Origin of the sequence: Mucilaginibacter sp. cycad4, from assembly GCF_034263275.1 — a bacterium.
Classification (GTDB): Bacteria; Bacteroidota; Bacteroidia; order Sphingobacteriales; family Sphingobacteriaceae; genus Mucilaginibacter.
This window is the reverse complement of record NZ_CP139559.1, coordinates 4,447,544-4,470,345: the sequence shown is the minus strand read 5'-3', so window position 1 is coordinate 4,470,345 and position 22,802 is coordinate 4,447,544. Positions and strand designations below refer to the sequence as shown.

Annotated in this window: 9 protein-coding genes; 6 read left to right on the top strand and 3 right to left on the bottom strand. The window is 44.6% G+C overall.

Annotated elements, in window-relative coordinates; all coding sequences use genetic code 11:
- Nucleotides 1-39 precede the first annotated feature (39 nt).
- Both SNE26_RS17915 and SNE26_RS17910 read left to right on the top strand, forming a co-directional pair.
- On the top strand, nucleotides 40-4,029 hold the full coding sequence (locus SNE26_RS17915) for a two-component regulator propeller domain-containing protein (RefSeq protein WP_321555290.1): 3,990 nt from the start codon (nucleotides 40-42) through the stop codon (nucleotides 4,027-4,029).
- Between the two features lie 330 nt (nucleotides 4,030-4,359).
- Complete coding sequence (locus tag SNE26_RS17910; RefSeq protein WP_321555289.1) at nucleotides 4,360-5,739, top strand: right-handed parallel beta-helix repeat-containing protein; 1,380 nt, start codon at nucleotides 4,360-4,362, stop codon at nucleotides 5,737-5,739.
- 156 nt (nucleotides 5,740-5,895) lie between these two features.
- Here SNE26_RS17910 and SNE26_RS17905 read toward each other — a convergent pair whose 3' ends face one another.
- The 3 genes from SNE26_RS17905 to SNE26_RS17895 form a co-directional block, all read right to left on the bottom strand.
- The gene (locus SNE26_RS17905; protein WP_321555288.1) at nucleotides 5,896-13,065 is read right to left on the bottom strand and encodes a cellulose binding domain-containing protein; all 7,170 of its coding nucleotides are present in this window, start codon (nucleotides 13,063-13,065) and stop codon (nucleotides 5,896-5,898) included.
- Between the two features lie 280 nt (nucleotides 13,066-13,345).
- Entirely contained in the window at nucleotides 13,346-14,368 is a 1,023-nt protein-coding gene (locus tag SNE26_RS17900; RefSeq protein ID WP_373695582.1) for a family 43 glycosylhydrolase, read from the bottom strand.
- A gap of 96 nt (nucleotides 14,369-14,464) precedes the next feature.
- Complete coding sequence (locus SNE26_RS17895; protein WP_321555286.1) at nucleotides 14,465-15,949, bottom strand: glycosyl hydrolase family 28 protein; 1,485 nt, start codon at nucleotides 15,947-15,949, stop codon at nucleotides 14,465-14,467.
- A gap of 362 nt (nucleotides 15,950-16,311) precedes the next feature.
- Here SNE26_RS17895 and SNE26_RS17890 point away from each other — a divergent pair, with 362 nt between their 5' ends.
- The 4 genes from SNE26_RS17890 (at nucleotide 16,312) to SNE26_RS17875 (ending at nucleotide 22,796) form a co-directional block, all read left to right on the top strand.
- A complete protein-coding gene (locus SNE26_RS17890; RefSeq protein ID WP_321555285.1) occupies nucleotides 16,312-17,334 on the top strand; it encodes a substrate-binding domain-containing protein in 1,023 nt (340 codons plus the stop codon).
- A gap of 162 nt (nucleotides 17,335-17,496) precedes the next feature.
- The gene (locus SNE26_RS17885) at nucleotides 17,497-17,757 is read left to right on the top strand and encodes a hypothetical protein (RefSeq protein ID WP_321555284.1); all 261 of its coding nucleotides are present in this window, start codon (nucleotides 17,497-17,499) and stop codon (nucleotides 17,755-17,757) included.
- Nucleotides 17,758-17,908: 151 nt separating this feature from the next.
- The gene (locus SNE26_RS17880) at nucleotides 17,909-21,958 is read left to right on the top strand and encodes a two-component regulator propeller domain-containing protein (protein WP_321555283.1); all 4,050 of its coding nucleotides are present in this window, start codon (nucleotides 17,909-17,911) and stop codon (nucleotides 21,956-21,958) included.
- Between the two features lie 253 nt (nucleotides 21,959-22,211).
- Nucleotides 22,212-22,796: a sigma-70 family RNA polymerase sigma factor gene (locus SNE26_RS17875; protein ID WP_321555282.1), complete on the top strand. Its 585-nt coding sequence runs from the start codon at nucleotides 22,212-22,214 to the stop codon at nucleotides 22,794-22,796.
- The last annotated feature ends 6 nt before the right edge of the window (nucleotides 22,797-22,802 follow it).

The following is a 22,802-nucleotide window of genomic DNA, read 5'->3' as shown; positions in this document are numbered from 1 at the left end:
CTGCAACAGATTGGCTACATTTGCGTTAAGCTGATTATTTTGAAACCACTATACATATTTCTATTATTTTTTACGGTATCATGCGGTATTTGCAATGCCCAGACCTACTACTTCAAGCATTACCAGGTTGAACATGGGTTATCGCATAATACCGTTTACTGCAGCATGCAGGACAGGCGCGGCTTTTTGTGGTTTGGCACTAAGGACGGCCTTAACCGTTTTGACGGTTATACCTTTAAAACATTCAGGCATAACCCTGCGAATAAGAGCACCATATCCAACAACATGGTGCATACCCTGTGCCTTGATAAAGAAGGTACGCTTTGGATAGGTACCGATGAGGGCCTTGATAAGTATGATCCCCTGTCAGAAACATTTGTACATATCAATACAGGAAACATTAACGGTGTGCGCAGTATCACCTTTGATGAGCATAATAACTGCTGGTTTGTAGCCGGGGCTTCATTAATAAGGTATAATACCAAAACCGGCGAAAAAACTGATTACTGGCCTTCGCAGCATTTTGAGGCTACATCTGTTGTGATCATTAATGGTACAGTATGGGCATCTTCTTCTATGGGCGCAATGGAGAAACTTGACCTGGCGAGCCGCACTTTTACTGCTTACAATGTGTTTAAGCCAACAGATAAAGTTACATCAAGGTTTATTGAGAAGATTTATTATGCCGCTAACAACAAAATATTTGTAGGTACCAACAGTCATGGTTTTAAGGAGTTTGATGCTGAAACCTACACCTATAAGGACCTGCTTAACTACAACCCGGATAAAACGGCTGTTTACGTGCGCGATTTTTTAAAATACAGCGATACCGAATACTGGATAGCCACAGAATCGGGCGTGTTCATTTATGATTCGGTAAAAGGGACATTCCTTAATCTCAGAAAGCATTTCAATGACCCTTATTCTATATCGGATAATGCCGTTTACTGCCTCTGGAAAGATTCGGAAGGCGGTGTTTGGGCAGGCACCTACTTTGGCGGCCTCAATTATTATCCTAAACAGTATTCAACCTTTAACAAATTTTACCCAGACACCGAGCCAAATTCCCTTAAAGGAAACGTGGTGCGCGAAATTACCAAAGACATGTACGGTAACCTGTGGATGGGGACCGAAGATAACGGATTAAACAAATTAGCCCCTGATAATACCTGGACCCATTATAATCCCGGCGGAAGCGCCAGCATCTCCAACACTAACATCCACGGTATATTAGCCTTAGGCAATGAACTGTTTGTAGGTACTTTTGAACGGGGACTGGATATCATGAACATTAAAACCGGCAAGGTTGGGCGCGTTTACCTGGCCGGTAACCGAAATAATGACCTTAAAAGCAACTTTATAATTTGCTTTTGTAAAACCCGCAGCGGGCTCATTTTTGTTGGTACTACCAGGGGCATTTACAGGTATAATTTGGCAAGCAAGGATTTTACCATTATAGATAAACTACCCCCATATGATTTCATTTACGCCATAACCGAAGACCATACTGGCAAAATATGGGTTGGCACAGTACGGGATGGTATTTATTGCTACAACCCTGCAAACAATACAAGCACTAAGCTAAACTATCGTTACCCCGTTAAAAATGTGCTTAACACCACCACAGTTAATGGCGTTTTTGAGGATAGCAACCACAAATTATGGTTTGCTACCGAAGGTTTGGGTTTATGGAGATACGATCCCGACGCCGATAGCTATAAGTTTTATGACACCAGTAACGGCTTTCCGAGCAATTACATTTTCAGGCTGGAAGAAGACAGCCATAAAAACCTATGGATCAGCACTACCCGGGGGCTGGTTTGCTTTAACGATAATACCGGAAGCATCAAAATTTATACAAAAGCCAACGGTTTGTTAAGTGATCAGTTTAACTACAACTCATCTTTTAAAGATGCCGACGGCACCATGTATTTTGGTTGTGTACGCGGTATGGTTAGCTTTAACCCTGCCAGTTTTAAGCAAAATTACTTTATAGCCCCGGTTTATATAACCGGTTTCCAGGTGCACAATAAAGAGATTTCTGTTAACGGTGCCGATTCATTATTAAAACAATCTATCATCACCACAAAAAAAATCAACCTTAATTATAACCAATCCTCATTTAGTATTGATTTTGCGGCGCTGAGTTTTCCATCGCCCGAAATGACCCAATATAAATACATGATGAAAGGTTTGGATAAAGGCTGGACCGAACTTAAACGCAACCGTAAGGTTTATTTTACGCAACTACAGCCTGGTCATTACACCTTTGTAGTAAAAGCGGCAAATAACAATGGTATCTGGACCCAAAAAGAAACAAGTATTGAAATTGATATAGCGCCTCCTTTTTGGGAAAGCGTTTGGGCATACATTGCTTACTGCCTGTTATTTTTACTAACAGGTTATTACCTGCTCAGAAGCTACCACCATAAAACCCGCGAGAAAAATAAGCGCATTATCGAAACCCTTGAAAATGATAAGGAAAAACAGATCTATAATGCCAAGATTGAATTTTTCACTAATGTGGCCCATGAAATCCGTACGCCGCTAACGCTTATTAAAGGGCCTATGGAAAAAGTGATCAGGCGGGCAGAGCATGTTCCGGATATTCAAAACAACCTGAAGATCATGGAAAAAAATACCAACCGGCTGCTTGACCTTACCAACCAGCTGCTTGACTTCAGAAAAACCGAAACCAACGGCTTTAGCCTCAGCTTTGTTAAAACCGATATTATGGATTTGCTTGCCGATACCTTTTTGCGGTTTAAGCCCATGGCCGAACAAAAGAACCTCAGCTACACCTTTATACATCCGGTTAAAACGGTTTATGCCTATGTCGATATCGAAGCGTTTACCAAAATCATAAGTAACCTCATCAATAATGCCATCAAATACAGCACATCTGTTGTTGAGATCGAACTGCTTGACCATCCGGTTAACGACCCTACCTTTACCATTGAAATAAGGAATAACGGGCACTTGATCCCTTACGAAATGCGCGAAAAGATCTTTGAGCCTTTCTTCAGGATGAAAGGCTCGGAAAAGCAAATTGGCACCGGGATAGGGCTTTCTTTATCGCGCTCGTTAGCCGAATTGCATAAAGGCTTATTGGTGTTGAATAAATCTATTAACGATTTTAATATATTTAACCTTACTTTGCCTGTTCACCAGGAAAAAGAATTCGACCTTCATATTACCCCCGATGAATATGAGCAGGCAGACCTAAGTAACAGAGAGGAGATTATTGACTTTATGAAACCAGTTATACTTTTAGTGGATGATAACCCTGAAATACTTGATTTTATTTCGGATGATCTGAGCGACAAATATTCGGTTATTAAAGCCCTTAACGGACAGGAAGCACTGGATATGATAGGCATAGAGAACATTCAGCTTATTATAAGCGACGTAATGATGCCGGGAATAGACGGGTTTGAGCTATGTAAAACCATTAAAACCAATTTCGATTACAGCCATATCCCTATTATATTACTAACCGCTAAAAATACCCTGCAAAGTAAAATTGAAGGACTGGAAGTTGGTGCCGATGCGTATATCGAAAAACCATTTTCGCCCGAGCATTTACAGGTACAGATAGCTAACCTGCTTATCAACCGCAATAAGATAAAAGAGCATTTTGCAAGCTCACCATTGGCGCATATCAAGTCGATGGCTTATTCAAAACCTGATGAAAGCTTTTTGGATAAGCTAAACGGTGTTATCTACAAAAACATCCAGAATGCCGAGCTTGATGTTGAGCAGATAGCCAATCTCATGAATATGAGTAAGCCAACGCTATACCGCAAGGTTAAAGCTATATCCAACCTTACTATTAACGAGCTGATTAACATCACCCGTTTAAAAGCAGCGGCGCAATTACTGGAAGAAGGTGATTATAAAATTTACGAAGTAGCCAACATGGTAGGTTACAGTTCTCAATCACACCTCGGCCGTAATTTCCTGAAACAGTTTGGTACTACACCAACAGAATACCAGCAGGCTAAGCGGAATAAGGTGAAACAGGTTTAATTTTATCGGGATCAACTTTTAGCTTATTTTAACTAAAATCAACAGGAATGGCCTTTATATAATAAAGAGAACGTCCGGGGTGTAATCCATTCAGTTATAAGCTACAAACCTTTTGCACTGGCGTACATATAGCCTATGCTAACAACACTCTATTGTTCCGGAGAGGCAAAACAACCTCCTTTTTACAATTCTTGTTTCTTACGGAAGCCCCTGACCCCTATAAGCGGGCGACTTAATCATGCGGACAACAATATTTAAAAAAATAACGTAGAACTGCCGGTTCTGTACAATAAGGACCGGTTGATTATCAAAACTCTTTCAGATTTATAAATGGGAAATAACAATTACTTACTAAGTATGATAGCTGGTATGCTGGTAATATCATGCTTTGCGTGTTCAAAAAGTATAAACAAAATTGAGAAACCGGCAAGTTCAATTCCGGAGCAGGATGCGAAACTGCAAAGTTTAAAAACCAAACCAGTATCTAACTATACTTATACCGTTAAAACTACCGAGTGGATGGTTGACGGGACAAATATCCCTGCAGGTGCTACAATATACATCCCCGCCGGTGAAAGGGGGGCTTTGCTGCTCAAAAACTTTAAAGGTACAGCCGCCGCGCCCATCTTAATTGTTAACCAGGGCGGCAGGGTGTCATTCACTGTAGAAACTACAGCCTCGTACGCATTTAAGACACAAAACTGCCAGTACTTTAAGGTGATGGGAAATGGGGTTTCTTCAATTAAATATGGGTTTGATGTAAATGGCGGCAACATTGGTATGACGATGGATTACCTGAGCTCGGATTTTGAAATCGCAAATGTTGAGGTTCGTAACAGCGGGTTTGCGGGGATCATGGCGAAAACCGATCCATCATGCGACGCTGCAACCTGGCGGGGCAATTTTACCATGACTAATGTAACAATTCATGACAATTACGTTCACAAAACAGGAGGAGAAGGCCTTTATATAGGAAATTCTTTTTATCAGAATGGCGTTTCAACTTCCTGCGGTACAGTTTTACCTCATGATATCGTGAATGCCAGGATCTACAAAAACCTTGTTGACTCTACCGGTGCCGAAGGGATCCAGGTTGGCAGTGCTACGTCGGGATGCATGATCTATAGTAACACCGTTAAAAATCCGGGAATAAGTCCGTTTGCTTCCTATCAAAATAATGGTATCCAAATAGGAGAAGGTACCGGCGGCCAATGTTATAACAACCTGGTTAAGAATGCACCCGGCAATGGTATTATTGTTCTTGGCCTTGGGGACAACCAGGTGTTCAATAATTATATTATAGATTCAAAAGCCTACGGTATTTTTGCGGATTCACGGTATACTCCCGGTCCTGATTTTCAGTTTATCAATAATACCATTGTGGGCTCCGTTTTAGGAGGCATAAAGTTAAACTCCGAAACTATCCCCATGAATACCGTTATTAATAATGCTATCATACAATCGGCATCTGTACAGCCGATAATCGTAAAAAGCAGCAGCGTTAAACTTACCGAATCAAGTAATTATGTAAACACTGATGTAAGCGTTTGCGGGTTTGTAGATTATAATGGGGATGATTTTCATTTACAATCGTCGTCACCGCTTATTGATCAGGGGGCAAACGTTTTATCATACGGTGTAAAGTTTGATTATTACGGTACTGTACGCCCATCGGGTACTGCTTTTGATATTGGAGCTACTGAGTATTAATTTATTGCATATTTAAACAGGTGTTTCTTACCTGCAGGCAAAAAACATGATAACTGTAAAAACAAAAAGGGACGGCAACACTGCCATCCCTTTTTGTTTTTGACTAAAGTCTTAGCCTTAAGCTTTGGGCGTTCGGCTTTTAGCGCTGATATAAAATTATGGGCTTACTATCATGCGTAATGGCACCAGATTGTTGATCTGAACATAGTAAACGCCTGTCATGTATGATCGGGTTAACTGAACACCCAGGTTGCCGCCAAAACCACGATACCTGCCGCTTTGCATAACCTTGCCAAAATTATCCCGGATAACCAGGCTGATCTCTTTCTGCTCCAGGTCGGGCGTTAGTTTAATATTGAAACTGCCCGCAGCCACCGGATTTGGATAGATAACATTATTTGGAATGATACCGATAGGCGTGTTACTATCCTGTACAATACCGGTCTTTTGACCTATGGTCGAAGCCAGCGAATTGCCGCTGGGCAATGTTGGTTCTGTTCCATAAATCAGCTGATCTTTATAATAAACGGTGATGTGGTTGTTGAGCGCCATAGCAGCTTTGGCAGCAAACGAATAATCATTTGCTTCGTTAAATGCCGACCAATCTGTTTTATTTACCTGGTATTGAATGTTACCTGTATTACTTAAGGGGTAAAGTGAACCGGCCGACGGATCGACGGTTAATTCAAGATAAGTGTCCGCTCCGGTTAAAGCGGGGCTTAAAGTAACAAACCGGTTATTGATCTTGCTGTTGCCCAGTTTAGCATAACCAACAGAAAAGTTCAATCCGGCTGTGCCTTCGCGGCTAAACCAGTAACGAACGGAAAGATCGCTGTAATTGACAGGTACGTTCCCGGTATTGTTAAACACCAGGTAGGTACTGATCGTATTTCCGGAAGTGCCCTGGTTCTGGTTTTGATAAGATACAGTAAAGGCTGCTGTGGCTGCAACTGTGGCAGGCTCGGTACCGTAAATCAACTGCCCGTTGCGGTAAAGGGTGATATGGCTGTTTGCAGCATAACTTCCGGTGTAAGGCAGATAAGAATAATCATCGGCCTCCGAAAAGTTTGACCAGTCCTGGTTGGCAAATCTTGACTGAATAACCCCGGAATTACTGCCAGCGTTGAGCTTTCCGCTTGTTGGGAAAGCATATTCAATATAGCCAAGGGCCCCTGTGTGCGGGTCGGGTAACTGAACGTATTTCATGGTAACGTTATTGTTCCCCATTTGGGCATAATCAATCCATGAATTGATCCCGGCATAATTTTCTGCTGTAAACCAGTACCTCATAGTCAGCTCGTTTAAATTAATGGCGACAGAATCCTGGTTAACAATTTTCAAAAATGGCTTAATGAGATTGTTTACAGGCTGGTTGTTATCTCCGTCAGAAGATTGTACCTGGACATTGTACGGCAATACCTTGAAGGTTTTGCTTAAGGCCGTTGTGTCAAAACGAGCGTTGCCACCCTGTTGTGCTGTGATAGCGCTGCTGCCTGCGCCTACAATATGCAGCTTGTTATTGACGACCGTAGCTACGTTTAAGTTTGAGCTGGTATAAACAACCGGAAGCCCGGAAGTAGATGTTGCACTCAGGCTGACATCTGCATCGCCTGGCCTGCTTAGCGGTAACGCGGCAAAACTGATGCTTTGGCTCAGCTTGTTAACGGTTAGCGTTTGTGTAACCGGTGGGGCTGGAAGGTAACTGGCATCCCCGCCCTGCGAAGCAGTGATCACAGCTGTACCTGAACCGGTAATATGCAGCTTTCCATCAATTATCTGAACTACTGTACTGTCCGAACTGCTATAGCTTAGGGCAAGACCTGAACTGGCTGTGGCCCCGGCCACAAAATCACTGTCTGCAACTGTCTTTGCCGGTATGGCATTAAACGTGATGGTTTGTGCTTTTTTACCGATGGTGAGACTTTGATTGATCGGGGTAGCTGCTTTGAAGCTGGTGTTCCCGGGCTGGGATGCAGTGATGGTTGCGGTGCCTGCTGCCTTGATGTGGATGGCGCCATTAATTACGCTGGCAACGGTAGTATCTGAACTGCTGTATGAAACTGCCAAACCTGATGAAGCTGTTGCCGGGGGCACAAAGTCTGCGTCGCCAAATGTTTTTACGTTGAGGGAGGCGAAGGTTATTGTTTGGTCGCCCAACACATCGGCAGCAATTTCGGTGCTGCTTAGCGCCCTGCCATAGATCTTGAAATTATCAATGGAGCCTTTAAACATCGGATCGGCAAACTGCGATTTGCCCAGGTAATTTTGTGTGGTGCTCCCGAGCGCCGATGGCTTGATGGTAATGTTTGTTGAAGAGGCAACTGATGTGCCATTTACATAAAGCGTAGTGGTATTGCCTGCCCGCGTTACTGCCAGGTATGTCCAGGTATTTAGCGGGAAGGTATAGTTGTAGTTGATATTCTGTTCTGCAGCCGAGCCGTTTTTAGTAGCGTAACGAATGGTTGATTGTCCATTAGTAACACTGGCCTGCACGGTAAGAAACATGTATTGGGTAGTGCTTGAGCCAAAGTCAAAAACACGCATCCAGGTACTTATGGCGTCCATCCGTACCCAGGCAGATATGGTAAAATCGTTAAGTGTACTGAAAATGCCGGCAGGCAATGCTGCATAAGCATTTGCCGAGCCGTCAAGCAGCAGTGACCCCGCATATTTACCGGTACCACGACTTGCTGTTGCCGCGAGCGCGGCATGATTAGCACCCCAGGCATCAATACCTTTGCTGCCGCTTACCTCATCAAATTGGTAAAAGTCGCGTTGCCCGGTATTGGGTTTAGCAACTACTTCTGTGCTTTTTGCACCTTCGCCGGTGCTGTCTGCAGGGGTTACCACATAAAAATAGGTAGCACCATTGCTTACGTTACTGTCGGTGAAGGTAAGGTTGCTTACTGAGCCAAGGGTAGTATATGGCCCGCCGGAAGTTGCTGAACGTTTAACGTTATAACTGTACCCGGGAAGCGATTGCCATTCAAGGGTGTTTTTGGCATCACCCGCGGCAACTGCCAAAGAGTTTACAGCGCTGCCAAGTACCGTAAGTATCAGTGTTGAAGTACCGGTGGTGCTGCCGTTACCTGCCGACAAGCTGACGTTAAAGGTGCCTGATTCGGTTGGTGTTCCTGAAATTTTGCCTGATAAAGAATCAATTTGTAACCCTGCCGGCAATCCGCTGGCCGAAAAGTGGTTAGGCGATTTAATCCCGGTCACAATGTAAGTCATCGGTTTTCCTATCAGTGTGGTATCCGTTGGGGCGCTGGTGATAATTACCGGCAATGGCCGGTCGTCCAGGAGCACAACGTCATTGCCCGTGCCGCCTTTATAGCTAATGCGAAGCGTGAAATTACCAACTGTTAGCGGAGCAAGTTCCGGCAAGCCTTTAAATGTACCGGATATTGCCGCGCTTCCGGTGTTATCAATAATGGTAAACGAACTTCCCTGGGCCAGGCTGGTCGAGTCGATAGCTGTGATCTGTAGTTTGGGCTGGTTAACTAAATTAACAACGGCTGTGCTTACCTTATCGCTGGTGGCCGAGCTTGTGCTTAACTCTACTTTATAAGTAGCATCGGCATTCATGGTGAGGGTGCCTACTTTTAGGGTGCCGATGGCCTGGTTGCCGGGTGCCAGTACCGCACCTGTACCTGAACCGGTACCGATAGTAGCCGATGATGTACTTTTCCCGCCGCCGCCAAATGTGCCGGCCACAGCAACCACCGGACTGGTGAATGTACCGCTGTTAGGGTCATTATTAAGCAAATACGTGCCATTCTTTATCGTTGTTGTTCCTGAATAAGCCTGGTTACCGCTGGATATAAGAACAGCCGTACCAACTTTTTCTACATTCATGGTCCCGGTCATGGTGCCGCTATAATTCGTTGAGATATTTAATGCACCTATACTGATGGTTGGGCTGCCGCCTCCGTCTGTACGGATAGCTCCCCTGCCTGCCAATGAGCCGAAACTGATGGTGCCGGTTGGGAACATAATTCCCTGGCAATCATTGCCATTGGCGTCAAGGTTCCATGATGCATTTGCGCTGCCTGATTGCGGTACTTCAAATCTCAAGCGTAAATTTCCGCTGCGCAGCTTGGAAACAAAGTATCCGGTAAAGCTGCTGTTATCTGCAAACAAGTGCAGCCCGGCATACGTATTTCCATCCTGAATGATAGTGCCGCTTCCGGTAAGCCGGCCATATAAATTAATAGCATTAGTAGTTTGATAAAAATAGCTGGTTTTTCCGGCAGCAATCTCAATATCGTTGTATAAGGTAGCATCGCCATTTGCCGAAAAAAGCGCCCCACCGTTCATGGTTATCTTTCCGGTACCGAGAGGGCCTGATGTAGGAGCGGATGGTACTCCTGTACTTGTTCCTGATATTTCAATTCCATATATCGGCGGCCAGCTTTGCCCGTTTCCGTTAAGCGTTGTACCTCCGGAGTAGGTGTTGCTGCCCCCCATGTAAAGAAACCCTATACCATTTTTAAGCAAGCTGCCGGTGCCGGTGATTTGCCCGGTTAAAGCTACTGTACCATTAAAACCCGGAGTATTTACATTGAGCAGCGTGTCAAGCGTTATCGGCATCTTCAGGGTTTGATAAGCTGTGCTGTTATTAACCAGGTCATTCCGCAAATGAATTGCCGCACCGTCAATCGTATAACTGTTAGCGTTTGCGTTAAACTGTATCCTGGAAGCTACGAGGTTTTGAATATCGTTGGTCAGTACTGTGTCTGCACTATTCTGAAAGCTAATAATTGCGGGATTAACCGGTGTCGCGTTTTCCTGCCAGTTGCTGGCCAGGGTAAGCGAGTCGGACTCGGGCTGCTGGCTCCAGGTTGAAGAACTTGATCCGGGTACGCCAAATGTTTCGGCCGAGTTGGAGCTTTCTTTGGTTTGGCCCACAGCTGAAACTACATAATAGTAAGGGCTTCCGTTGCTTACATTCAGATCCGCATACGCAGTAGTTGAAACATTGGCTACAGTAGTATAAGGGCCGCCGCTTATGGTAGCGCGTTTTACATTATAAGTAGCTGCTCCCAAAGCGCTGTTCCAACTCAAGTCAACCTCGTTGCTTTTATTAACAGCTGTAGGCTGCGCAGGGGCTGCCGGGGGCACAGATGAAAAAATAACATTTGAGTTGCCGCTTTCCAATGTTCCGGCAAGCGCGGTCACTACATAATAATTGTTTACCTCGGGTACCGGGCTGGCATCAACATATGATGTGTTGGTTATACCTGATTGTATAGTGGTAAACGGCCCGGTGGATGACGACGACCGTTTTACCGAATAGCTGGTAGCATTGGCTGAAGCTACCCAGGTAAGATTAATTTGTGTAGCGTTAACAACCGTTGCCGCAGCCGAAGCCGGTGCTGCCGGTGCCTGGTTATTGATTACATTCAGCATGAGGGTTGCCGTACCGGTGCCGCTGGCATTAGTGGCGGCTATGGTAATTTCGCTTTGCCCTAATGCGGTAGGCGTGCCCGAGATAATACCGGTAACCGCATCAATGCTAAGCCCTGCCGGCAAGCCGCCGGCACTATAAGAAGATGCATTAGCACTGGCTACGATGTTATAACTGAAAGGCGCACTACTGGTAGCTGTGGCTGTGGTAGCACTGCTAATCTCCGGAGATCCGGCAGGTGCGGATTGACTATAAGCCACATTACTGAACGTAGCGGTATTTAGTGCCGAGTTATTGCTGGAAAGGGTGTAAAATCCGGCATACAAATCAGTGGGGAAACCTGTTGCAGAGTACCAGCAACCAAGATTGGTCCAGCTAATACCATCCTGCGAATGGTATGTAAATATGCGGGTGCCTACGCGCTCAATTTTTAACCACCAGGGCGCTTTGGGTTGGTAGTGGTTTCCGGCACCGCCTGTTGCTTTAAGGAAAATATCATAAAAAGCCGAACCAGGCGCCAGCGATTGGCGTAACATGACGCCGCAACCACCTGTATTTAACGACATATTTTCAACTTTTACCACCAGGCCGGCATCGCCGCTAATTTTCTTAAAATTAAAGCTGAAAGCATTACTGGTGGAAGTTCCGGCACCGTTAAGTGTCCAAACCCCGTTATTGTAGGAGGCGCTGCCCGCCAATCCGGTATTACCGATATCTATATTGGTTAGGTTGCTCACCGGCTGTACATGATCGGCAGGATAATATACCTGGGGCAACTTAACCGCGGTAGATGTATCCGATGATTTCAGGTATAGGAAATTGCCGCCGGCCGGAGAATAATAGCTGGTACCCGGTTGCATTAATGCAGCCCTCATCCTGTCGGTATTAGGGGTAGGTATCCCCTTACGCACATTATAAGCACTATAAATAAGGTTAGTCATATCGCCGGCCCTTGCTCCGGGCTGAATCCCCCAACCGGTCCAAAAACTTGCATATCCTCCCAACGGGATAAAGGTCATTGTTGCCCCGTCAAAAGCGTATTTATGATACAGCTCACCGATAGCCAATACCCGGTTATCCAACTCGGCAAACATATCGGCCCCCTGCTTGTAGGCAACTTCTGCGCCCCAGGCCAGTGCTGCTGCCTGCACGCGCCAATGGTCGTCGCGGCCCGAATCTCCTACTTCGCCGCCAGGCAATGAATTGCGCATACCTCCTCCGGCATCCATCCGGTACACTTCCACCGCCTGGTTAAACCGGGTGGCATCATCACAAAAAACCGATGCGGCAAGGGCTATTTTTAACTGAAGAGCGCCTTTGTTCGCGTCGCGCAAGGGACTAGGTACCCAGGAAGTCGGAAATAAAACATTGGCAAAATAATTTTTTACGTGCTGTGTGTTGGCTGCTGTCCAACCGGGAAAAGTAGAGCGAAGGATTTCAGCACCAACACCCCAATATTGGGCATAATCGCCAATATCCAGCATAGATTCTCCACCGCCCCATGTAGTATTGGTTACCGCCCAGCTATCAAGCAGGTTAGTAGCTTTGCGGGCATAAGTAGAATCGCCTGTAAACCACCACATCCAGGCCAGGTTGTGAACGGCCTGCATGTCTTCAATCCAGGCGCTGTTGTTTAGGTTCGGTGCCCTTGTAACTGTTGCAAAAGGCCCCTTTTGCCCATAGCCCAATTGTGAATGCGAGTCGTTTTTAAACGCATTATAACCGGATAGCCATGGTTCGCGGCTAATGTTGGCTTTCAATTGATCCAAATCGGCCCGGTTAAAGGCCACACCGGGATGGACGAACGTTTGGGCGCTGACGCTCATCGTCACCAACACCGACAGTGAAAACAACAGCAGCCCCGTCCGGAGGCGTTGCCCTGTCAAATAATTACAAAGCGTAAAAAGTTTTTTCATGGTTTAATTGTTTAGGTAAACATATTTACTGCCGTTCCGGTATGTTTGGAAGTCGTGTAAGGACGTGGAACAAAACAGTTTTATAATCGGACACACCAAAGACAACGACTGCTGTAAATGATACTCACAGCAACATGGTGTTTTTTGAAATTTTTATGTCAGGCTTTCGGCCTTAAAGCGCTCGGAATAAGCTTCTTTGAAATAGGAGCTAAGGTTGGGAGAAGAAGATGGTAACAGCCGCCGTAGCGTACCAGGGGGTACATTTTGTTAGTCCCCCCCGCTACTTTAAAATAATGTTTGTTATTTCGTTTCTGTTGCAGGTTAATTTGCCATCAGTTAATTTGAGTTCGGCTACCTGTAAGCTGCTGCGTTGTTTGTCATATTTGGTGGTATTACCGGCTACTGCGCCATCGCCGGGATGTACAAAATAAAAGATATAGGCCCGGCCCGCGGGTGTTACAATTACATCGCAATGATGGCCAATGGCGCCATCGTCATTACCGTTGCCGGGTGTTGCCAGGAGATCACCGCCCGGTTGGCGGGCCCAGTTTTCCAGATCGTTTGAAGAATAAACGGCAAGCCCTTTCCAAACATCAGTGATCATCCAATATTTGTTTTTCCACCTGAAAACTTTCGGCCCTTCGCCGGGCTGGTCGAACACCGCTTTCCGGCCGTCGGTCCAGTGGTACAGGTCACGGCTATCAGCAAAAAAGATCGATTTACGGTCTGTTTCGTTATTATACCACATGCGCCAGGTGCCATCAGGTAATTGCAATACACATGGATCTATTACCTTTTCATTCACCAGTTTTAGGGTCGATTCATATTTCCAGTTCAGCAGGTTTTTGCTGGTAAGATGGATGATGACGCGAGGATGGTTCCAATTGGTGAAAATGCCGGGAACATAAGTAAGGTACATGTGGTACAATCCCTGATGATCAATCACTTCCGGAGCCCAAAAAGTATATCCTGGGTCCGGGCGATAGCCTATATCTGCAGTATCACGGTATTTCCAGTTGGCTCCATCTTCAGATTCGGCAATGCCAATGCGGGTGCCGTGTACCCAGGCAACACCATGAATGGTGGTATCATTTGCCCTGCGGTTAGTATAAAGCATAAACCATTTCTTTTCGCTGCGGTTCCAGATTACGGTTGGATCGGCGGCCCCATCATATACAGGGTCGCGAAATAACGGCTTGGGAGCAGGTACTCCCTGGTTGTTTTGAGCAAATACACCTGCAAGAGGTGTGCAGCAGATAAAGAATAATACAAGGTGTTTTGCAATTGCAATTTTCAATTTCATCTTCATAATTGACCAAACGGGAGTTGTTTAATTATTGCTGCCCTGGCTTTGCTTAAATTCATTTCGCTGATGATGCCCTTCTTACATTTATCCCGCTCAATCCTTGCGCAGAAATTGGGTCCCATCCACATGTTCACCCACAAATATATTAGCCATATCGCTCGTTTTATAAAAGCCGGGTTTGCCCGGCATCTTATCAAATATCAGGGTGCCATTTATCTTCAGGTTTTCAAATATAATATTCCTGATGCCGCGTTTGTCATCGTAGCCGGCTATTACAGACATATTTGCCCGCTTCCCGTTATAATTGACATTTCTGAACAATATGTTCTCAATGCCCAGCCCGGGAGAGGTGTTGTATTTCCGGTTATACATCACCCTTAAATTAAACAGTTGTCCCTTGCGGATATCCTCAATCTCCACGTTTTCAAAACTGGCGTTCCTGATCAGGTTGCTGTCGCCGGCATTAAGTGATATGCAGCCCTGGTAATCAAGCTGGTTTTCATTATGGTCAAGTACAGTCATATTCTGAACCCGGATATTCTGTAAAGTGTCAGGGTGTTCAGTATCGCCATGGGTGCCTATCAGCAGGGGGTGGGCTACATCTGCCCATAAAACGGCGTTATCAACTGTAATGTCAGAGGTGTTGCCGTAATAGTTCCAGCGGTGACCATAAATAGCAATACAATCGTCAGAGTTTCGCATATAGATGTGATCGATCTTAATATCCTGGCTGCAAAAGATATCGATACCATCGGCATTGCCACCGGCGCTAAAAGCTTTGAAATTGCTTATTTTTACATGCTTCGATTCGCCCATCAAAATAGAATAACCCGTTGGTATTTCAATGATCCCATCAACAGTAATATTATTACTGTATTGGATGATCAAATGGTCATTCCTCAATTTTGAGAGCGTTCCTGTAGTATTTTGGGATATAACGCTGTCGCCCTGCACCGGGTGCTGTGTAAGGATTCCGCGGCCGCAAATTCTAACGTTCTCTGCATGATCTATAACAAATGAGCCTTCAACAATAGCGCCGCCGGCCACATAGACGGTTTTACCCGAGGGGATCACCATCCGGCCGATTTTATGGATGCCCGGGCCGAAGTAAAGTGTTTGCGCATCGTTTTTTACAGGATGGCTGCTTTCTATGGGGTTTGCAAAAATCTGCAGGTTTTCAAAAATATTTCCGTTTACCTCTAATGAAACATATTGCGACGAGCTTAATTCAAATTCCACAACGTTGCCTTTAACCTCGGGCTTAATACCATAGGCAGCAGGCCTGATCCTTACATCTTTAATATTCCCCTGGTTTAGCTTAACGCGCAACCTCACCGAACCGGAACAATCAAAATAAGTAAAGGCTGTTTTTTTAATAATACGTTGCGTGTCAAAACGGGCAGCAACATCGGCGGTATATACATCTACGGGCCGCCAGGTGCCTTTGCCCTGCTGCACATCCACCTTGATTGTATGATTGACCAAGTTACTTTCGGGTGCTTTATAAGTTATGATTTCTGCCTTGACTGTTTTTAATAAAAATACGACTGCACATGTCAGCACCAGGAATTTGTTCATAGAAGTTTTAATAGTGTATAGAGAAAAGACAATAAAGGCGGATTCCCATACTCAATAAAAAAACTATATGGAAAAAATAGCGGTATTTGCCGGGGTGGATGTGCCCAAATGTGGGGCGCCTTGAACCAGGGAGGTCGCTTTTAAATAATTGTGGTTATCAAATTTTTCGCTTATCCGCTTTTAATTCTTCTACAATGTTTTAAACGCGATTCCCCTGTAACCTTGAACGATTTGAACTAAATCATTGATCCTTTTGAGTATATTTTATGCCATTGCTTGTCTTTACTATTGTTGTCGCCCCGTATTCGGCATTATTGATGATTGTATTAGTTTGACTTAAGGAGGATCCAGCTTTGGGCGAAATGAAAAAAAAATTGGCTTTGAAGGATATTGCTGCTGCATTAAAAGTGTCAGAAGCATCTGTTTCCTACGTGCTTAATGGCAAGGCGAGGCAATATGGCATCAGCGTGGCGCTGGAAAATAAGATACTGAGGTTTGTAGAAAAGGTAGGTTACCGGCCAAACCGGCTGGCAGCCAGCCTGCGGACAGGGAAAAGTAAAACAGTGGGAATGATTGTGGAAGATATCAGCGATCCTTTTTTCTCCGCAATTGCAAGGGTTGTGGAAGAGCATATCTATAAAGAAGATTACCGTGTTATTTATGGCAGTTCTGAAAACTCTACCGTTATTGCCCGTGACCTGCTTCAAACTTTTAAAAACTACCAGGTGGATGGGTACATTCTGGCGCCTACAGCCGGTTTGGAAGAAGATATTAACCAGCTTGTAAACGAAGGTTACCCGGTGGTGGTATTTGACCGCGCTTCACCGGATCTGCAATGTTCTAAAGTACTTGTCGATAATTTTCGCGGCAGCGAGGCTGCTGTTTTACATTTGATAGATAACGGCTTCCGTAACATTGCCATGGTTACACTTGCAGCCGGTCAGGATCAAATGAATGAACGTGTAAACGGTTACCTGGCAGCCCTCCAAAAACATGAGCTGCCGCCTATCCTAAAAGAAATTATTTATAATGAAGATCCACACAAAACGGTCCAGAACCTTAAAAATCTGCTGAAAAGCAAAAAGGATATAGATGCCATTTTTTTTGCAACCAACTATCTCGCCTTAAGCGGCCTGCAGGCCCTGAAGGAATCAGGACTGGTAATTACCAAAGATATCGGTGTTGCTGTATTTGATGATATTAACAATTTTGCTCTTTTTAACCCTGCTATAACTGCTGTGGCCCAGCCTATAACGGAGATCGGGCTCAGGGTTACCAAAATTTTATTGGAAGAGCTTCAGGATAACCATATAATCGATTCGCAAAATATTTTATTGAAAACCAAACTGGTCGTCAGGGATTCATCTGCAAGGTTACCGGTGTAATTTATCCGAAATAAAAAAAATGAAAAAAAATGAGTATCAAACCTGCCTGGGGTTGTCTTTGTTATAACTCTCCCCTAATAAACCGTTCGGTTTTAGTTAAGTTGGTTATAATAAGGCTTCTGAAAGGAAGCCCTTTTTGTTAAAGATAAATAGCAGGGAATATTGAGGGAAATGATTGATTGGGGTGCAGGTATATTACATGCCCATTATTTGTCAGATAATTATATTTTTGTTTTGAATAAAATGTTACAGGGTGCAGACACGATAGTGTATCGATTTATGAAAAAAAAGCGAAACGGAGCGGAACCCTTAGAGCTATTTCAGATAAAAAATCCGAAAGCAGACGAACAAGCGATCAAGAAAAGCTGGAATTCAATTGTTCAGAAAATAAATCAGGAACCTAAAAAGAAACGTCAGGAATAATATTAAACCTGATTGGGCAGTTTTGAAGCAAAACCAATGCTTCGCGGCATGTATACTAAAATTGAGCAATCTTCAACAACCGGTATCCTCCTGTATGCGGCCATTTAAAACAGCCGCACGGTGGTGTTGTGTAATTATTTTTGGAGCGCTTATGTTCAATAGCGGAGTTGCAGCGCTTGCTTTACCCAATATTCAACGGCTTGGCCTTAAAGACGGGCTTTCCAATAGCGAAGTGCGGTGCATTTTCCAGGATCATTCAGGCTATATGTGGTTTGGCACTTATGATGGCTTAAACCGTTTTGATGGATATGACTTCCGTATTTACCGTAATCAGCCCGAAAATCAACATTCAATTATTCATAATTTTATTAATTGTATTGCAGAGGATGCCGCCAATAATTTATGGGTAGGTACGCGCCAGGGCATAAGTATCTTAAACCCGGTAACCGAAGAGTTTTCTCCGGCATATGTGATTTTGGCCGGCAAAGAAACGCCCGTTACATCCTTTATCAGGGATATCAAAACAGACCGTTCGGGGCGTATCTTCATTGCCACCCTCTCCAACGGCCTCATCGTTATGGATAAAGGAAAACGAACTGGCCGTGTTATACCATACTATAATAACGGAAAAGCTGTACAGAGTTACAATGTTGGCGCATTGTACGTGGGGCCCGGCAACCAGGCCTATGTGCTGATCAGCGCCGCCGGCCTTTTCAAATACGATGCCGTACACGGTACTTTGAGGTTACTGAACACGTCGGTTACCGGAGCTACCTGTATTTATCCCGAAGGCAATGGCTTATGGGTAGGCACAACCCAGGGCCTGCACCATTATGATTTCGGAACAGGGCGATATGACCGCCTTTTTGATGAAGTTACGGGCCCCTTCAAATCGGGCCGTATAACAAGCCTGCAAACCATGCCCGATAGTACCCTTTGGGTGAGTACCGACGGCGGCGGGATCCAGATCCTGGATAAGAGACGCAACAAGATCAGCTATCTGCCCGCAGGGAGCGATGAACACTCACTTTCAAGCGATGCTGTTTATGCCTTATTTTTAGACCGGGAAGGCAGAAAGTGGATCGGTACGTTGCGGGGGGGAATTAATGTTATTGATGAGGTAAAGGAACGTTTTATAAATATCAGGCATAATGATCTGAACGCCAATAGCCTTATCAGTAGCTTTGTTAAATCCTTATATGAAGCCCCTGATGGCAGGTTGTGGATAGGTACCGATGGCGGGGGATTGAGCATTTGGGACCGGCAGGCACATCGCTTTATTAATTTTCGCCATGATGCCTCACAGCCAGGCACCCTGAGCTCAAACTTTGTAACCAGCATTGCCGGGGATAGCGAAGGCAGGACCTGGATTGCCACTTATGGAGGCGGTATTAACCTGTACCAGCCGGGCTCCAATACATTCACTACATTTCGGGGCGTAGACAGGCAGGGAGTTGCTAACCGCATAGTGTTCTGGTGCCTATACCGGGACCATTCAGAGAATCTTTGGGCCAGCGGTTTACAGGACGGGCTGTTTCTATATGATAAGCACAATAATCAATTCCGGTTGTATGATGCAGCATTGACCAATATCCTGTCTATGGGCGAAGACCGTTTTGGAAACCTTTGGGCAGGAAATTTCGAAGGTGTTTATAAGATTGATCTAAAAAACAATGCATATAAGTTTTATCCGATAGGTAAAGCGGTAAGATCAATGCAGAAAGCAGACAACGGCGACATGTGGCTGGGTACAGAGGCTGGTTTGTTGTATTTTTCGGCATCCGGGGAAAAAGTAATTCACCGCTATACCACCAGTAACGGGCTTAGTAATAATACTGTGCTGGCCATTTTGGAAGATGCGCAAAAGCATTTGTGGCTGAGCACTTACAACGGGCTTTGCCGCTTTGATCCTAAAACTGTTAGTTTTACCAATTTTTTTGAAAGTGATGGCCTGGCAAGTAACGAATTTAACTTTAATGCGGCGCTAAGGCTCAATAATGGTCAGCTTGCGTTTGGGGGCATCAATGGTGTTACGATGTTTTATCCGCAGGCAATCCTGCCCCTGCATGATGCTCCCAACATTGCCATAACTGATATTAAAATTAATAATAAACCAATAAGCACCTATCCGGACTATGTTAAAACGGATGCCGGTAATGTTATCCGGTTGTTAGAGGTTCCTTACGATCTGGCATCAGTAGCCGTAAGTTTTGCTGCTATCGAATTTACCGCACAGGATAGGATCGGTTATCGTTATATGCTCCAGGGCTGGGACAGGGGATGGGTTTATGCAGGGCGGCAGCGTAATGCGCTTTATACCCGCTTAGCCCCCGGTACGTATACATTGAAAATTAACTGTACCAACGCCGAGGGCCAATGGATCGGCCGTGAAATCCATCTTCATATCATTATTTTGCCTCCCTGGTATCGTACCATCTGGGCATACCTGATTTATGCAATGTTGCTTGCGGGAGTTGTTTACTGGTATCTGCGTTATAGGTTCAGGGAAACGCGGCTTAGATATGAGGTGCAACTGGCTAACGCCGCTGCTGCACACCAGCGAGACCTGCAGGAAAAGGAACGCGAATTGAATGACCGGCGCGTAGAGTTTTTTACCGGTGTTTCTCATGAATTTCGTACGCCTCTTTCACTCATCATCAATCCGGTGAGGGATTTGCTTGCAAAAATTGGTCCCGAGAACCGTGCGGAGCTTAATATCGTTTATCGTAATTCAAGGCGCCTGTTAAGCCTTGTTGATCAGCTGCTGCTGTTTCGTAAGGCCGATGCTGGCTCCGGGATCCTGCAAATTGCGCCGATGGACATTACCCTTGTTTGCCGGGAAGTGTTTTTGTGTTTTGTGCAGCAGGCCAGGCTTTCGGGTATCAGCTTTGAATTAAACGTGCCGGAAGAGCCGGTGCTGATTTACGGAGACAGGGAAAAGGTTGAAATTATCCTGTTTAATCTTATATCCAATGCAATTAAATATACGCCGGCCGGGAAAGCCGTTTGCGTTGGCCTGCAATCGGGCGCAGATGAGGTGGTGATCAATGTGATTGATAATGGTCCGGGAATATCTCCGGAAGCGGGAAAACATATCTTCGAAAAGTTTTACAGGTCAAATGCGCATGGCCAGGCGGCAAAAGGGGGCTTTGGTATCGGCTTATTCCTGGCCCGCCAGTTTACCAAAGATCACGGCGGCTCATTAATGTTTGAAAGTGAGCCTGGCAAAGGTTCTGATTTTTGTTTAACCCTGTTAAAAGGCACAGCTCATTATCCGCCGGATGTGGCAGCAGCAGCCGATGCTGCTGATTTATCGCCCTTGCTCCGCGAAATGGTAGAAGACCAGCCGGCTATTGCTGAAGCCGGTCAAATGAATGATCTTGATTTTGAAGCTGATAAGATTTTTACCGACAAACAAAGGGTTTTGGTTATTGATGATGATAGCGAGATCCGGGCTTACATTTGTTCCATTCTTGAAAGCCGTTACAGGGTTTACGAGGCAGATAATGGCTTGGCCGGTTTACAGAAAGCGAAAGAAAAACAACCCGATCTCATTATCTGCGACGTAATGATGCCGGGTTTAAATGGCATTGAACTTTGCTCAACCATTAAACAGGACCAGCAATTGAGCCATATCCCGATGATTTTGCTAACAGCCAGCTCATCAGCCGAAAATAAGATCAAAGGCCTGGAAAGCGGCGCCGACGACTATATTTCCAAACCTTTTGATAAGGACGTGCTGGTAGCGCGTATTGCCAATCTGCTGCAAAACAGGAGTAACCTTCAAAGCTATTTTTATAATACAATTACCCTGAAATCGGTTAACGTCACTATTTCGGATGAGTATAAGCACTTCCTGGAAAAATGTATCGAAATTGTTGAGCAGCACATTACTGATGAGAATTTCAACATCAAAATACTGGCTTCAGAGATCGGCATGAGCCATTCAAATCTTTACCGCAAAATTAAGTCGCTGTCTGGTCATACTGTCAATAGCTTCATACGCTACATACGCCTCAGAAAGGCGGCTGAGCTGTTGATCCAGTCGGATATGAATGTCAATGAAGTAGCCATTGAAACAGGCTTTAACAGTATCAAATACTTCCGCGATCAGTTTTTTAAACTGTTTGGCGCTAACCCATCAGATTTTCTTAAGCAAAAAAGACCCGTATTTAAGAAAAGAAAAAACATAATTAATTGATATTTAGCTATTTGTGTGTATTCTTTCCATTGCTTAATCAATTGAGTAAATTGATAAATTGCCGAATTTATACCACATAAATGACCAATTTGAGTCCCATCTGCTGAATAAAATCTATTCATATTAGCTTATATAAACCAGTTATTAGAACCGCAGGCAAACTTACTTAATCGATTATGTAAATCGGTTTTCAGCTTAGGTTCCTAAAGTCGGTAACGGCCAGTTTAAAGAGAAACCAGTTTTTAAAGCCAATATGAACAATTGTAACCAGCTAACTACATGGTGGGAAGAAGCCCTCCAGGGAAATGTCAAATCTTTTGGCAGGATACATGACGAACTGTATTCCGGTTTGTATTTCTACCTCTATAAAATTATCAAAGATGAGGCTACAGCCCAGGACGTTTTACAGGAACTGTTTATAAAAATGTGGGAGCGGAGGATAACATTTGGACCTATCAGAAATGTTAAATACTATTTCTTTAAATCAGCGCGGTCACTTGCCATTAATTTTTTAAAGGCCTCCCGGCCCGAGTTTGTAGGCTTATCCGCAAGTCATGATATCGATATTGTTTTTTCGAGGGAAGATGTGCTTGTTTTGGAAGAAACCGGGAGAGAAGTGGAGCACATGCTTGCCCTTGCCTTGAATACCTTGCCAAGGCGCCAAAAGGAGATGATCTTTTTAAGATATTTTGACAATTGGAATTACGATCAGATTGCTGAGGTAACGGGTTTACAATATCAGTCGGTTGTTAACCATGTACACCGGGGAATCAATCAACTGCGTATTAAACTTTCTGAAGGCAGCAAGATAGCCACAACAGAATTGGTGCTTTCATAAAAACGA

Excerpts from the sequence above, each read along its gene's own strand:
- SNE26_RS17910 (WP_321555289.1), top strand. The coding sequence starts at position 4,360 with ATGGGAAATAACAATTACTTACTAAGTATGATAGCTGGTATGCTGGTA.
- SNE26_RS17905 (WP_321555288.1), bottom strand. The coding sequence starts at position 13,065 with ATGAAAAAACTTTTTACGCTTTGTAATTATTTGACAGGGCAACGCCTC.
- SNE26_RS17900 (WP_373695582.1), bottom strand. The coding sequence starts at position 14,368 with ATGAAATTGAAAATTGCAATTGCAAAACACCTTGTATTATTCTTTATC.
- SNE26_RS17895 (WP_321555286.1), bottom strand. The coding sequence starts at position 15,949 with ATGAACAAATTCCTGGTGCTGACATGTGCAGTCGTATTTTTATTAAAA.
- SNE26_RS17890 (WP_321555285.1), top strand. The coding sequence starts at position 16,312 with ATGAAAAAAAAATTGGCTTTGAAGGATATTGCTGCTGCATTAAAAGTG.
- SNE26_RS17880 (WP_321555283.1), top strand. The coding sequence starts at position 17,909 with ATGTTCAATAGCGGAGTTGCAGCGCTTGCTTTACCCAATATTCAACGG.
- SNE26_RS17875 (WP_321555282.1), top strand. The coding sequence starts at position 22,212 with ATGAACAATTGTAACCAGCTAACTACATGGTGGGAAGAAGCCCTCCAG.